13 protein-coding genes are annotated in these 14,127 nt (G+C 54.2%); 1 reads left to right on the top strand and 12 read right to left on the bottom strand.

From position 1 onward, the window contains the following. Positions 1-168: 168 nt before the first annotated feature. The 11 genes from ACIDEJ_RS11100 to leuS form a co-directional block, all read right to left on the bottom strand. Positions 169-1,308, bottom strand: coding sequence for a serine hydrolase (locus ACIDEJ_RS11100; RefSeq protein WP_411988175.1), 1,140 nt, complete (start codon positions 1,306-1,308; stop codon positions 169-171). A 213-nt stretch (positions 1,309-1,521) separates the two neighbouring features. Continuing rightward, positions 1,522-2,331, bottom strand: coding sequence for a septal ring lytic transglycosylase RlpA family protein (locus ACIDEJ_RS11095; RefSeq protein WP_411988131.1), 810 nt, complete (start codon positions 2,329-2,331; stop codon positions 1,522-1,524). Continuing rightward, positions 2,318-3,304 carry a lytic murein transglycosylase B gene (gene mltB / locus ACIDEJ_RS11090; protein ID WP_411988130.1) on the bottom strand — a complete coding sequence of 329 codons (987 nt, stop codon included), beginning with the start codon at positions 3,302-3,304 and terminating at the stop codon, positions 2,318-2,320. The genes ACIDEJ_RS11095 and mltB overlap by 14 nt, the downstream gene beginning before the upstream one ends. Positions 3,305-3,314: 10 nt before the next feature. Further along, entirely contained in the window at positions 3,315-4,415 is a 1,101-nt protein-coding gene (rodA, locus tag ACIDEJ_RS11085) for a rod shape-determining protein RodA (RefSeq protein WP_411988129.1), read from the bottom strand. Beyond that, positions 4,402-6,243: a penicillin-binding protein 2 gene (gene mrdA / locus ACIDEJ_RS11080; protein WP_411988128.1), complete on the bottom strand. Its 1,842-nt coding sequence runs from the start codon at positions 6,241-6,243 to the stop codon at positions 4,402-4,404. Before mrdA ends, rodA begins: the two co-directional genes overlap by 14 nt. Positions 6,244-6,287: 44 nt before the next feature. Continuing rightward, positions 6,288-6,758: a 23S rRNA (pseudouridine(1915)-N(3))-methyltransferase RlmH gene (rlmH, locus tag ACIDEJ_RS11075; protein WP_411988127.1), complete on the bottom strand. Its 471-nt coding sequence runs from the start codon at positions 6,756-6,758 to the stop codon at positions 6,288-6,290. Between the two features lie 5 nt (positions 6,759-6,763). Next, positions 6,764-7,087, bottom strand: a complete 324-nt coding sequence (gene rsfS / locus ACIDEJ_RS11070) for a ribosome silencing factor (protein ID WP_411988126.1) — start codon at positions 7,085-7,087, stop codon at positions 6,764-6,766. Between the two features lie 72 nt (positions 7,088-7,159). Continuing rightward, positions 7,160-7,816 (bottom strand): nicotinate-nucleotide adenylyltransferase, encoded by a 657-nt coding sequence (nadD, locus tag ACIDEJ_RS11065; RefSeq protein ID WP_411988125.1) that lies wholly within the window; start codon positions 7,814-7,816, stop codon positions 7,160-7,162. Continuing rightward, positions 7,816-8,847, bottom strand: coding sequence for a DNA polymerase III subunit delta (gene holA, locus ACIDEJ_RS11060; RefSeq protein ID WP_411988174.1), 1,032 nt, complete (start codon positions 8,845-8,847; stop codon positions 7,816-7,818). Before holA ends, nadD begins: the two co-directional genes overlap by 1 nt. Next, the gene (locus ACIDEJ_RS11055; RefSeq protein WP_411988124.1) at positions 8,847-9,356 is read right to left on the bottom strand and encodes an LPS-assembly lipoprotein LptE; all 510 of its coding nucleotides are present in this window, start codon (positions 9,354-9,356) and stop codon (positions 8,847-8,849) included. Before ACIDEJ_RS11055 ends, holA begins: the two co-directional genes overlap by 1 nt. A gap of 10 nt (positions 9,357-9,366) precedes the next feature. Beyond that, the gene (leuS, locus tag ACIDEJ_RS11050; RefSeq protein WP_411988123.1) at positions 9,367-11,946 is read right to left on the bottom strand and encodes a leucine--tRNA ligase; all 2,580 of its coding nucleotides are present in this window, start codon (positions 11,944-11,946) and stop codon (positions 9,367-9,369) included. Between the two features lie 122 nt (positions 11,947-12,068). Here leuS and ACIDEJ_RS11045 point away from each other — a divergent pair, with 122 nt between their 5' ends. Further along, positions 12,069-12,569: a zinc ribbon-containing protein gene (locus ACIDEJ_RS11045; protein WP_411988122.1), complete on the top strand. Its 501-nt coding sequence runs from the start codon at positions 12,069-12,071 to the stop codon at positions 12,567-12,569. A gap of 127 nt (positions 12,570-12,696) precedes the next feature. On the opposite strand, the gene ACIDEJ_RS11040 is transcribed toward ACIDEJ_RS11045, so the two are convergent. Further along, entirely contained in the window at positions 12,697-13,884 is a 1,188-nt protein-coding gene (locus ACIDEJ_RS11040) for an AMP-binding protein (RefSeq protein WP_411988121.1), read from the bottom strand. Between the last annotated feature and the right edge of the window lie 243 nt (positions 13,885-14,127).

The raw sequence follows: 14,127 nt of genomic DNA, 5'->3' as shown, positions 1-14,127 counted from the left end.
AGTGCCATCGTTGAATTATGGATTACAGCGGCACAGGCGGCCGCGGAGTATAGCAAAAATAGTGCGGGCTGGAAATCTTATCCGGCAGGCATCATGGGTTCTTGGCTTTGTCGCGTGGTTATGCTTTTGGGCATAAAAAAACCGCCTATTGGCGGTTTTTCAAATTCATCAGTTAAACCATCCGGCAAATAACTGCTTGAAATAATCAATCAATTTACTGAACCAGCTGCCTTCTTGCACATCATCCAGTGCCACCAGTGGATATTGGGCAATGTCCTGACCATTCAACTGGAAGTACAGCCGCCCCACGGTTTCACCTTTGGTGATGGGGGCTATCAGTTCTTTGTTCAGCTCAAAGTTGGCTTTGAGGTTTTTGGCCTGGCCTCTGGCAATGGTGATGGGAGTATCGGTGACCACACCCAAATTGATGCTGTCTTTGTCGCCATACCAGATTTTTTGGGTAACAAAGCTGTTGCCTGCCTTGTACGGGGTAACGGTTTCAAAGAAGCGGAAACCGAATTCCAGCAGTTTCTTGCTTTCTGCCTTGCGGGCGGATTCGCTCTTGGTCCCCAGCACTACGGAGATGAGGCGCATGCCATCCTTGGTGGCAGAGGCCACCAGGTTGAAACCGGCTTCTGAGGTATGGCCGGTTTTAATGCCGTCCACGTTCAGGCTGTTGTCCCACAACAGGCCGTTGCGGTTGTACTGTTTGATGCCGTTGAAGGTGAACGATTTTTCGTCGTAAATCTTGTACTCTTCAGGTACGTCGCGGATCAGGGCCGCCCCCAGCAATGCCAAATCAAAGGCGGTGCTTTTATGGTGATCGCCATGCAGCCCGTGAGCATTTTCAAAATGGCTGTCTTGCATGCCCAGCTGTTTGGCCCAGCCATTCATCAAATCTACAAAGGCGCCTTCGGTCCCGGCAATGTGTTCGGCCATGGCCACGCAGGCGTCATTTCCCGACTGGATGATAATGCCCCGGTTCAGATCAGACACTTTCACCTGTTTGCCCACTTCAATGAACATTTTTGATGAGTCAGGGAAGTTCTTGGACCAGGCATTTTTGGAGATGGTGACTTCATCATCCGGAGAGACATTCCCCCGTTTGATCTCCTGCCCGATAACGTAACTGGTCATCATTTTGGTCAGGCTGGCAGGGTTGAGCAATTCATGGGAGTTGCTTTCTGCAATGATCTGCCCTGAATGGTAATCCATCAATACATAAGCTTTTGCCGCCACACTGGGCGCATCTGGGATCACCATGGGTCTTGGAGAGGTCAGGGCGGGAGAGGCGTTGGGGATCGGCATCTGAGAGACCGGATCAGCCAGCGCGCCTGCGGAAATAACGCCGGTGAACATGAACAGTGCTGTTGCGGTTTTCTTTACAAAATTCATCATTGACTGGATACGTTTTTATGGTTGGAGTGAAACTGCCTCGGTAGCAGCGAGTATATCATTTGTCGACCTGTGATATTAGTGAAGGTTCCTTCATTAGTACAGTCATGGACAAATAATCACCAGTTATGGCGCTTTGTCGCGCACCAGATAGCTTTGGGGATGGCCGCCGCTGCGGATAGTGTCCAGCATGCGGTTTGCCAGCGCTTCGTTGGCGATAGGCCCCAGTTGCAGGCGGTACAGGTTGTCAGCGGCGGTAATGCGGCTTTGCAGCTGGAACGCCTGGGTTAATGCGGGCGCCATGGCCTGCAGTTTCTCTTTGGTGCTTGAGGCCACAATCTGTACGTAATACACCGAAGGTTCAGTGCCTATGGCCGCCACGGCCTGATGCTCAGGACTGTCGTTATAGATGACTTCCAGCCGTACCGGCGCCGTACCGGTTTTCAGCATGTCCAGTTTGTAGGCGGCAGCGTATGACACATCAATGATGCGGCGGGAGTGAAACGGCCCGCGGTCGTTCACCCGCAGGATGACGCTTTTATTGTTGCGAAGATTGGTGACCCGCACATAGCTTGGCAGCGGCAGGGTTTTATGGGCACCGGACATGGCGTACATGTCATACACCTCGCCGTTGGAGGTATAGTGCCCATGAAATTTTGAGGCATACCAGGAAGCTTGCCCCTCTTGCACAAAGCCTTTGCCGCTGGGCATGACGCGATAGGATTTGCCCAGCACCTCATAATTTTTATTGCCCTGTTTGCTGTAAGGCTCGTAACGGGGCACCGCATCCTGCACCCGGGAAAGATCCGGTGGATTTTGGGGCGGTTTGTCGTGCTGCATGCTGTAACGGCCATCATTACGATTAACCGGTTCACTGGCGCAGCCGGCCAGCATGAGCAGCACGCAAAATGGCAGCAGTTTGTTACTGTGTCTCATGATGTTGTCTCAACTGTTGGCTAAATTGATAAACCGCCATGGCATAGAGCGGGCTGCGGTTATAGCGGGTGATGACATAAAAGTTGTTCAACCCCAGCCAGTACTCGGTGGCATCGGCTTGTTGCAGGGCAATCAGCATGGCTGGCTGGGCAACATCCAGATCCTGCGACTGCGCCAGCGCCACATCGGGCGCGAGAATGTCCGCCACGGTTTGCGTTAATTTGTCCTGGGCCTGCCAAATGCGGGCATCGGGTTTGCTGGCAACTGTCAGGGGAATGGCCACCGGGTGGCCTTGTTGCCAGCCATGCTGGTGAAAGTAGTTGGCCACACTGCCAATGGCATCATCAGCGCTGTTAATCAGATCCCGTTGCCCGTCATGATCAAAATCCACCGCATAGGCGAGATAACTGGAGGGGATAAATTGACCCAAGCCCATGGCACCGGCATAGGAGCCGTGAAGCTGCTGGGCCGAGAGCTTCTCCTGGCGTTGCAGCTGCATCAGTTTTCCCAACTCCCGGCGAAAGAAATCCGCCCGGGGCGGATAGTAAAAACCCAGGGTGTACAGCGCATCGATAACGGGATAATTGCCCAAATACTGGCCGTAATAGGTTTCGATACCAATAATGGCCACAATGATTTCAGGTTCCACCTGATACTGCTTTGCCGCCTTGGTAATGCTGGCCTGATGTTGCTGCCAGAAGGCAAGGCCCGCTTGCAAGCGTTTGTCGGTGAGGAAAATGGGGTAATACTGGTGCCAGGGTTTGGCTTCCCAGGGCCTGGAAATGGCATCCAGCACCTGTTGGTTCTTGTGGGCGCCAGCAAGAAATTGTGAGACTTCCTCGGCGCTGAATCCCTGTTGCTGCTGTTGTGCAATGAATTGTTGCTGCAATTGGGCCACACTGGGTGCTGGCGTTGCCAGTGCCTGGGACGATAGCAAAAACAGTAACAGCAGCAAGAACGGGTATGCGGGCATGGCGGCGTTCCTATCGGTCGATAAAGCGTCTGTGGGTGTGAATACTCATTAGAATGCCAAAACCGGCCATCAATGTCAGCATGGAGGTGCCACCATAACTGATGAGCGGCAGGGGAACGCCCACCACCGGCAAAATGCCTGACACCATGCCGATGTTCACAAACACGTAAACAAAAAACGTCAGGGTGATGGAGCCTGCCAGTAACCGAGCAAAGCTGGTTTGTGCCCGGGAAGCAATCACCAGCCCGCGGCCAATCACATACAGGTACAGCGCCAGCAGGAACAAACTGCCCAGCAGGCCAAACTCCTCGCCAATCACCGCAAAAATGAAATCCGTGTGGCGTTCCGGTAAAAACTCCAGCTGGGATTGGGTGCCGTCCAGCCAGCCCTTGCCCCACAACCCCCCAGAGCCGATGGCGATTTTCGACTGGATGATGTGATAACCGGTGCCTAACGGGTCAGCTTCCGGATTTAACAGCGTCAGTACCCGGTTGCGTTGGTAGTCATGCATCAGGAAAAACCACAACACGGGTAAAAATGCCAGCACGGCGGCAATAACCCCTCCCACAATGGTCCAGCTCATGCCTGACAGGAACAACACAAACACCCCGGAAGCGGCCACCAGAATGGAGGTGCCCAAATCCGGTTGTTTGGCAATCAGCAGGGTGGGGATGGCCAGCAGTATGGCGGCACCTGCCAGGTAGCGTTTTTTCGGCGGCAGGGGAAATTTGCTGATGTACCAGGCCATGGTGATGGGAAATGCCAGCTTCATGAGCTCTGATGGCTGAAACTCCATAAAACCCAGATTGAGCCAGCGTTGCGCCCCTTTGTTGATTTCGCCGAAAAAATGCACCGCCAGAAGAAATGCCACCCCGGCGAGGTAAATGGGCAGCGCCCAGCGGCGATACACCTCCGGATTGATTTGTGCCAGTACCAGCATCAAGCCCAATGATAATCCCATGCGCACCATTTGCCGCTCCAGCATGGCGGGGTCTTCACCGCTGGCAGAATAGATCACAAACAGGCCAAAACACATCAGGGCCAACAGGCCCAGCAGCAGTGGCAAATCCAGATGTAGGCGTTGCCAGAAGTTAGGCTTATGGCTGTGCATCGGTCAGCTCCCATTGATCTCGCAACAGATATTCATCCATCATGGCCCGTGCCACCGGGCCGGCATTCTTGCCTCCCCAGCCGGCGTTTTCCAGAATGACGGCCACCACCATTTTGGGATGTTCAAACGGCGCATATGCCACAATCAAGGCGTTATCCCGCAGGTGTTCATCAATGGTGTCCGCATCATATTTGGCATCTTCCGCCACGCTGAACACCTGGCCGGTACCGGTTTTCATGGCGGCGGAGTAGTGGGCATCGTTAAAACGGCTTTTATGGGCGGTTTGGCGCATGGCATCGGCAATGGTATGCCAGTGCCGGGTGTTTTTCAGGGTAACGGGAGGGCGCTCTTCTACCGGCGGCTCAATCATCGAGGTGCTGTCTTTGATGGATTTGAGCAAATGGGGCGGCAAGCGGCGGCCCTGGTTGGCCAGTACGGTGGTGGCGCTGGCCAGTTGCAGCGGCGTGGTGGTCCAGTAACCCTGCCCGATGCCCACGGAGATGGTGTCGCCAATATACCAGGGCTGATTGTAGCGCAGGCGTTTCCAGTCCCGTGATGGCATGTTCCCCGGTGATTCTTCGTAAATGTCCACGCCGGTATTTTCACCAAAGCCGAATTGGGTCATGAAGTTGGCAATCCGGTCGATGCCGCTCTTATAGGCCAGATCGTAAAAATAGGTGTCGCAGGAGTGCACCAGCGCGCCGTACACATCCACCCAGCCGTGGCCCCAGCGTTTCCAGTCGCGGTATTTGCGCTCCACGCCGGGGATTTGCCAAAAGCCCGGATCCCAGATGCGGGTTTTTTCCGTAATGATGCCATCTTCCAGCCCCATGAGTGCCAGTAAGGGTTTTACGGTGGAGGCCGGTGCGTATTGGCCTTGTGTGGCCCGGTTGATCAGGGGGCGGGCGCGGGAATTTAACAGCTCGCTGTAGGCTTTGGTGCCAATGCCGTGTACGAACTGGTTGGGGTCGTAACTGGGGCTGGAGGCCATGGCCAGAATGCCGCCATCTTGCGGATCAATGGCCACAATGGAGCCGCGCCGACCATCCAGTAACTCCATGGCTTTTTGTTGCAGGGCCAGATCTATGGTCAGGTAAATATCCTGCCCCGGCTCCGGCGGCTCCACTTTCAAGGTGCGAATATGCCGCCCCAGGTTGTTGACCTCTTCTTCCAGATGCCCGGGCTTGCCGTGGAGCAGGCCTTCGTAAAATTTTTCCACCCCTTGTTTGCCGATATCATGGGTGGCGGCATAGTCAGGCCAGTTGCCAGACAGCTCCAGCGCTTTTTGGTCGCGATTATTGATGCGGCCCACATAGCCCAGCACATGGGTCAGCAGCTCGCCATAGGGATAGTAACGGTTAAGACCGGCTTCCACCGATACGCCCTCAAAGCGGTATTGATTGACACTGAACGTGGCCAGTTGTTGCTCTGACAGATGATTTTTCAGCGTCAGCGGCTTGAAACGCCGGTGAAATTTCAAGGCATCGGTGAAGTTTTGCCGCTCTTCATCAGACAGGGGAATGACCGTGGACAGTTCATCGAGCATGCGCTGCATGTTTTTGACTTTTTCCGGGATCACTTCCAGCGAGTAGAAGGGCCGGTTTTCCGCCAGAAGCTTACCGTTACGGTCGTAAATGAGTCCACGGCTGGGAGGCAAGGGAACCACGCGGATGCGGTTGTCGTTGGAGCGGGTGGCGTAATCCTTGAAGGAGGTAATCTGCAGGTGATACAGGTTACCCATCAAGACCAGCAGCAACAGGGTAACGCAAATGAACGTGAATAATGCACGGCGCCGAAACAGGGCCGATTCGGCAGCATGGTCGTGCATTGTAACGCGCTTTCGTTGCTGCACTGCAAAGTCTCCGTTGGCGATTATTCCCGGTGGTAGGGATGGTTGTTATTAATGCTCCAGGCGCGATACAGGCTTTCTGCCACAATGACCCGCACCAGCGGATGGGGCAGGGTCAGTGCCGATAAACACCAACTCTGGGCCGCCGCCTGTTTGCACGCCGGTGCCAACCCTTCCGGGCCGCCCACCAACAGGCTGACATCCCGGCCGTCGAGCTGCCATTTTTGCATGTTATTGGCGAGTTCCGGGGTGGTCCAGTTTTTACCGGGAAGATCCAGCGTCACAATATGGTTGCCTTTGGCAACGGCTGCCAGCATGGCTTCGCCTTCTTTATGGAGGATGCGGGCAATATCGGCATTTTTGCCCCGTTTCCCTGCCGGGATCTCCACCAGTTCCAGGGGCATGTCCCGGGGGAAGCGACGCTGGTATTCGGTAAAACCATGACAGACCCAGTCGGGCATGCGGGTGCCCACGGCAATGAGTTGCAACTTCATGGGCGTTACACTTCTGTCCAGAGTTTTTCCAGTTGGTAGTGTTCCCGTGCCTGGGCCAGCATGACGTGCAGGATCACGTTCCCCAAGTCCACCAGTACCCAGTCACTGCTGTCCCGGCCTTCCACACCCAATGGCAGCAAACCTGCCTGTTTGGCTTCACCAATCACGTGTTGGGCAATGGCACTGATGTGGGTTTGTGAGGTGCCGGTACACACCACCATGTAATCGGTAACATTGGATTTTTGCTGTACATCCAGCACCACAACATCCTTGGCTTTGATGTCTTCGACCTTATCCACAACGAATTGTTTCAACTCAGCACTTTGCAAGCGGCTGTTCCTCTTTGACTGTATTTGTATCAGGCGCCGTAGTATATACCGAAACCGGCGCCGGAATCAGCCTTAGTTGCGGTAAAGCTGTTGGGTGGTGATGTAATCCAGCACTGAGGCCGGGATGGCATTCTGGCAAGGCTCAAGCCGGTTGTCGGCCAGTGCCTGGCGCAGGGCGGTGGAAGAGTATGGCTGGGGTGCCACATCCACCATGATGATGTCGCCGCTGGAAGGTGCAGTCGCGGGAGGGCAGTTAGCCAGATGTTGTGCCGGCGTGGTTTGCCGCTGTTGCCATTGGTTGTACACCGGGTTGTCGGGCTGTAGTTGCCAGCCCGCCCGGCGGCAAATCACCAGATGGCATAAATCAAACAGTTCCTGCCAGCGTTGCCAGGTGGTCAGGGTGACCAGCGAGTCGGTGCCCATAATGAAATAAAAGGTGTCTTGCGGGTATTCCTGCCGAAGCTGTCGCAGCGTGGTAACGCTGTAGGACAGGGTGGCACGTTCCAGCTCCACCGCATTGATTGAAAATTGCGGAAACGGCCCGGTGGCCAGCTGTAACATCTGCAGGCGTTGTGCCGCGCTGGCACTGGCCTGCTGTTTGTGGGGGGGAATGTTGTTGGGCATCAGCCACAGCTGATCCAGTTGCAGCAATTGCAGCACTTCTGCTGCGGGGCGCAGATGTCCATAATGCACCGGATCGAATGTACCGCCTAAAATCCCTATTCGCATCAGTTTAATCCAAATTGCAATAATTGCCGGTGCGCTGCTGCATCAAACATTAGACACAGATGGCTGACGCCGACCCAATCTTCACGTCCCTGTTGTTTTAATGCCAGTTCCAGCTGTGAGCTGAACGCCAGCATGGCTTCGATGGCCTCTAACGATAGTCGGCCAAGTGCTTGTTGATATAACGGTTTTCGCTTATCCCAGATCCGATACTGGCTGAACAGTTGCCCCAGATTGTGACCGGCGGTTAATGCCGACTGCAACTGCCATAGCTGTGTCAGTTCCTTCTGCAATGCCCAGTGCACAATCGGTAATGCCATATCCTCCGCTTTCAACTGCGCCAGCATGTGCTGTGCCTTGTCCTGTTGGTTGGTCAGCAGGGCATCGGTGAGTTGAAATACCGTGAAGCGGGACTGATCTTCAAAGTAACGGGATAATTCGTTGGCATCCACCGTTTGGTTGCCTGCCAGTAGCTGCAGCAATTGCAGTGCCTGATCCGCGGCCAGCAAATTCCCTTCATAGAGGTTAATGAGCATTGCCCGGGCATCTGCTTGCAGATTCAGTCGGTAAAAGAGGATGCGTCCATCAAGCCAGCGCTTAAATTGCGGGCCTTCCGGTGTGGTGCAGGGCACGAAGATGCCGTTGCTGTCCAGTTGTTTGAACCATTTACTGTTTTGTTGCTCTTTGCCTAGCTTTGAACCTGTGAGCAACAACACAGTATCAGGATTTTGTTGTTGCAGCAATGTTTGCAACATGTTAGCGCCATCGTTGCCGGGTTTTGCCTGAGGCAGGTGCAGTTCAATAACGCGGCGGCTGGAGAACAGACTCATGGCATGCCATTCGTTGTACAGCTGTTGCCAGCTGAAATTATTGTCTTGCTCCAGTTGGATGCGCTCTGCAAATCCCTGGGCTTTGGCGGCAGACACCACTGCGGATTTCGTGGTGTCCAGTAACCAGGGATCGTCCCCAAATAATAAGTAACAGGGCTTTAGCGAAGAGAGATGGTGGGTGAGCTGATCCGGATAGACCCGCATCATTCCACCTCGGTGGCGGCCAGTGTCTGAATAATGTAATCCGCAGCCTGGATGCGCATCTCTTTGACCAGCAGTGCCATTTCCCGGCTTTTGGCCAATGCGGTGCGGGGATCATCCTGATAATCACGGCGCACTTCCGCGGTAAAGGCCTGAGCCTGCTTACCCGGCATGGCAACGCTGAATTGCACTTGGTAAATCAGCTCATATTCAGCCACGTTACCGGTGGGATAAATCGACAGTGTGGAGCGCTCCAGCGCATCCTTGAGCAATGTGAGCCGGGGCAGAGCATCGCTGGCGGGCTGGATACTGATGTTGTGCAGTCGCAGCCTGTCTTGCACCAGACGGCTTAATTCACTGTATTGATCCGGCGAGTTCAAACTGAGGGTCCTGAGTTGTGGCGGTATGGAATAACTGCCTTGCAGATGAAATCCACAACCGGCACTGGTCATGACGACCAGTGCCAGTGTTGAAAACATCAGTTGCCGGAAACCCTTGATAAATGTCGGCATGAATGTCCTGTTAGTTGGCTACGATATTGAGCAGTTTTCCGGGGACATAAATCACTTTGCGTACGGTTTTGCCGTCCGTGTGTTTTTGTACCTGTTCATCTGCCAGTGCCAGGGCTTCTACCTGCTCTTTGGTGGCATCGGCCGCTACGGTGATTTTGGCGCGCAGTTTACCGTTGACCTGCACCACTACCAGTTTGCTGTCTTCCACCAGGGCGGTTTCATCTACTGCTGGCCAGGCGGCGGTTTCGATATCTCCGCCATTGCCCAGCGCCTGCCACAGGCTAAAGCTTAAATGGGGGGTGATGGGGTACAGCAATCTTACCAGCGCAGATAATGCCTCATCCAGCAAGGCCCGGTCTTGAGCCGTTTCTTGCGGGGCTTTTTGCAAATGGTTCATCAGTTCCATTACGGCGGCAATGGCGGTGTTGAACATCTGGCGCCGTCCGATATCGTCGGTGACTTTGGCAATGGTTTTGTGCAGTTCGCGGCGCAGGTTTTTCTGGGCAGTGTTCAAACTGCTGCTGTCCAGCGCTGGCGCAGGCCCTTGATTGATATGTTCAATGGCCAGTTTCCACAACCGCTTGATGAAGCGGTGAGCCCCTTCCACGCCGGATTCCTGCCATTCCAGTGTCATTTCCGGCGGTGCGGCAAACATCATGAACAGCCGGACGGTGTCCGCGCCGTATTTTTCCACCATCAGCTGCGGGTCAATGCCGTTATTCTTGGACTTGGACATTTTGCACATGCCGGTGTACACCAGTTCGTGCCCTTCGTTGTCCACGGCCTTGGTGATGCGGCCCTTGTCGTCACGCGCCAGAATGTCAGCGTCCAATGGCGATACCCACACCCTAGCACCTTTTTCATTGGTGTAATAGAAGGCTTCTGCCAGCACCATGCCCTGGGTCAGCAGGCGTTTGGCCGGCTCGTTGCTGTTCACCAGCCCGGTATCGCGCAGCAGTTTGTGGAAGAAGCGGAAATACAACAGGTGCATACAGGCATGTTCGATACCGCCAATGTATTGATCCACCGGTAACCAGTAATTGGCCTTGTCGGTATCCAGCATCTGGTTGGCCTGTGGTGAGCAGTAGCGGGCGTAATACCAGCTGGACTCCATAAAGGTGTCAAAGGTGTCGGTTTCCCGCAGGGCTTCCTGGCCGTTTACCTGGGTTTTGGCCCAGTCTTTGTCGGCCTTGATGGGGCTTTGAACGCCGTCCATGACCACATCTTCCGGCAGGATGACCGGCAGTTGATCTTCCGGTGTCGGAATGACACTGCCATCAGGCAGGGTGACCATGGGGATGGGGGCGCCCCAGTAGCGCTGGCGGCTGACACCCCAGTCACGCAGGCGGAAGTTCACCTGGCGCTTGCCTTTGCCTTCATTGACCAATTTGTCGGCAATGGCATTAAAGGCGGCTTCAAAATCCAGGCCATCAAATTCGCCAGAATTGAACAGCACGCCTTTTTCGGTGAAAGCTTCCTGGCTCAAGTCAGGTTCGCTTTCGGCATTTTTAATCACGGCCTTGATGGGCAGGCCATATTTGCTGGCAAATTCATAGTCGCGCTGATCATGACCAGGCACGGACATTACCGCTCCGGTGCCATAATTCATCAATACGAAGTTGGCGGCCCAGACCGGTACTTTATCGCCGGTGAGGGGATGGATGGCATAAAGGCCGGTGGCCACGCCTTTTTTCTCCATGGTGGCCAAATCAGCTTCAGAGGCGGAGCTTTGCTTGCACTCTTCAACAAAGGCGGCCAGCTGGGGATTATGTTTTGCGGCTTCAAGCGCCAGCGGGTGGGCGGCGGCAATGGCCACGTAGGTCACGCCCATCACGGTGTCCGGGCGGGTGGTGTAGATGTCAAAACTGGCATCGCTGTCGGCCACCTGGAAAGTCATTTCCACCCCTTCGGAGCGGCCAATCCAGTTGCGCTGCATGGCTTTTACCTGATCCGGCCAGCCATCCAGGTTATCGATTTCGCTCAGCAGTTCTTCGGCGTAGGCGGTGATTTTGATAAACCACTGGGGGATCTCTTTTTGTTCCACTTTGGTGTCGCAGCGCCAGCAGCAGCCATCCACCACCTGCTCATTGGCCAGTACGGTCTGATCGTTAGGGCACCAGTTAACGGAAGAGGTTTTTTTATAAACCAGGCCTTTTTCATAAAGCTTGGTGAAAAACCACTGTTCCCAGCGATAATATTCCGGTGTGCAGGTAGCAATCTCACGGCTCCAGTCGTAACCGAATCCCAGCATTTTCAGCTGGTTTTTCATGTAATCGATATTGGCGTAAGTCCAGGGGGCCGGAGCCGACTTGTTTTTGATGGCGGCATTTTCAGCAGGCAGGCCAAAGGCATCCCAACCAATGGGTTGCAGCACGTTTTTGCCCTGCAAGCGCTGGAACCTGGCAACAACATCACCTATGGTGTAGTTGCGTACATGCCCCATGTGCAGGCGGCCTGAAGGATAAGGAAACATCGAGAGACAGTAAAACTTCTCTTTTGTATCATCTTCGGTAACTTCAAAGGTTTTTTTCTCTGCCCAGTGCTGTTGAACCCGGGCCTCAATTTCCGAGGGATTGTATTGCTCTTGCATCAGGTTTTTCGGCAGTGCCGCCCATAATTTGAGATATACACGCTATGCAGCGCATTTTAAATCTGCATAGAATAAACCAGAAGTGAGTCATTCACCAAGACTCGTCTTAAAGGAGTAACGCTATGAGCGATAAAAATAGGGAGTTGTTGGAGTTATATCAGGCATTGCTGGACAAGGTGAAAGAGATATATCAGCAGGATAATTCTCTGACCGTGAAAAGTTTGCTTACCACCATCAAGGAGGGTAAGGAATATCTGGCACTGAAGCGCCATGCCGATGAAACTCAATTGCAGTTGGTGGAAGAGTTTTTAAAACGGGATATCGCCAGCTTCATTGCCGTGCAGGCAGAAGATGATTTGAGTTACAGCCCTACCGCCATCACCCTGGAAAACACCTTGTGGCACTGGTTAGGGGAGGTGAGTGACCGCAGCCAGGTGGAATGGCATGAGTTGGCGCGGCAATTCAATCAGCAGGGGGTGTATCACAGTGGCGAGATTGTCACTCAAGGCACGCTTACCTGCACCCATTGTGGCTACAAGATGAACATTGAGTTTACCGACGTGATCCCGGATTGCCCGGAATGCGATCATGGCGAATTTACCCGGGAACCGTTAATGCCTTGATGGCCTGGCGGCATACCGCATTAAACGCAGTGTGAAACTGCGTTTAATGCGAGGAGTGCACAATATTGAATGCCCGCCTTGAACACCAGCATTGCACCTGGGTTTGGGTACAAAAAGCCTGAGTGGGTTAACCGGGTTTGTGTCCGCTAAGATGGGTCAAAGCGTCATGGTATAACGCGTTGCGCCGACCATTAATGGATAACCAGCCATCATCACAATACCCCAAGTCGCCGGTGTGGATTTCGTTGGGGTACCAGCTATCACTTATCCCCAAATACCCCAGATGACAGCTGCCGCTGATAATCACCTCTTGTTTGTCAATGCGAACCTGGCAATGGGGCAGAATTTTTCCGGCGGTACCATTACGGACATGCTGTGGCGTATTGATGGACACAATAGAGCCGCACTCTGACAATACATATCCTTCATATACCGGAATGCCCTGTTGATGGGCACGGCTGAGTAGTTGCGGTGTTACCGGCGCACCACCGACCACGACAAACTCGAGGGAGTCTGGCATTTGCCATTGTTGCTGCTGGGTGCTGTCGAGCAATGATTGCAGCCGCGTTGGCGTGAGGATCATCGATTGGGGCTGTATCTGGTGCAGCTGCTCCAACAGGGTGGGTGCCATGGCGGGTTGATGCATGTTGCCGCCATCTGCCGGCATGACAACCGTGCCGCCATTGAGTAATGTGGCGTAAACGCCGACCACGTTTTCCAGTTGGGTGCTCAGCGGCAGTAAACAGACATGGCGGGGATTGCTGATAGGCGTGGTTGCCGCCAGCGCCCTGGCGACCCGGCATTGATGCTCCCGGCTAAGGCACACGCCTTTGGGCATGCCGGTAATGCCGGCGGTAAAGGCGATTTTTTGGGTGGCTTCCGGCAGGTGACCGCTATGGGCATAGGGTAATTCCCAGCAATGATAGCGCTCTGGCAGTGCCCAGGCGGCAATGCCCGGCAGTGCTTCGTTATCATCCAGCCGGCACTGCCCTGGCAGCAGGATTTGCTCGCTTAACAGTAGCTCGGCTCCTGCTTCGGCAACGCAGTGATGAATTTGCTGGGCAGACAATGAAAGCGGCAGGGACAGGCAGGTGATATTGGTGGCATGGCAGGCCAAATCGACAATCACCCAGTCAATGCTGTTAGCGCCGTGCAACGCCACGCAGGTTGTCTGCTGCTGTTGCAACCAGTGGCTAAGTGCGTCAACACGTTGCAGCAGTTGCTGATAGCTGAGCTGGTGGCGGTTGTCTTCCAACGCCGTTTTCTGGGGGCATGCCAGTGCTGTCTGGCGCAAGTATTCCACAATATTTTTCATGCTACCTCACTTACAACGGATTACTGCCAGATGAGAAATTTTGCGGCTCGCAGTAATGTTACAGCCCATGGCGGTATGCAATCTCCAAAAAATAAGTTAGTTATCCCGTTATTTTTTGGCGTTTGATGACGCTTTTGCACTATGGGCAGGCTGCATGGCCGTGCAGATGATGCCCTCCGTCCCTAGCTGTATCGGCCTTGCCCCGTTAACCGCCTCGAGGCGCCGTGCTGTCTTCCGTTTTCA

The organism is Shewanella mytili, from assembly GCF_046765975.1.
Classification (GTDB): Bacteria; Pseudomonadota; Gammaproteobacteria; order Enterobacterales; family Shewanellaceae; genus Shewanella; species Shewanella mytili.
Note: the sequence above shows the minus strand (reverse complement) of the source record. Positions and strands in the feature narration are given on the sequence as shown.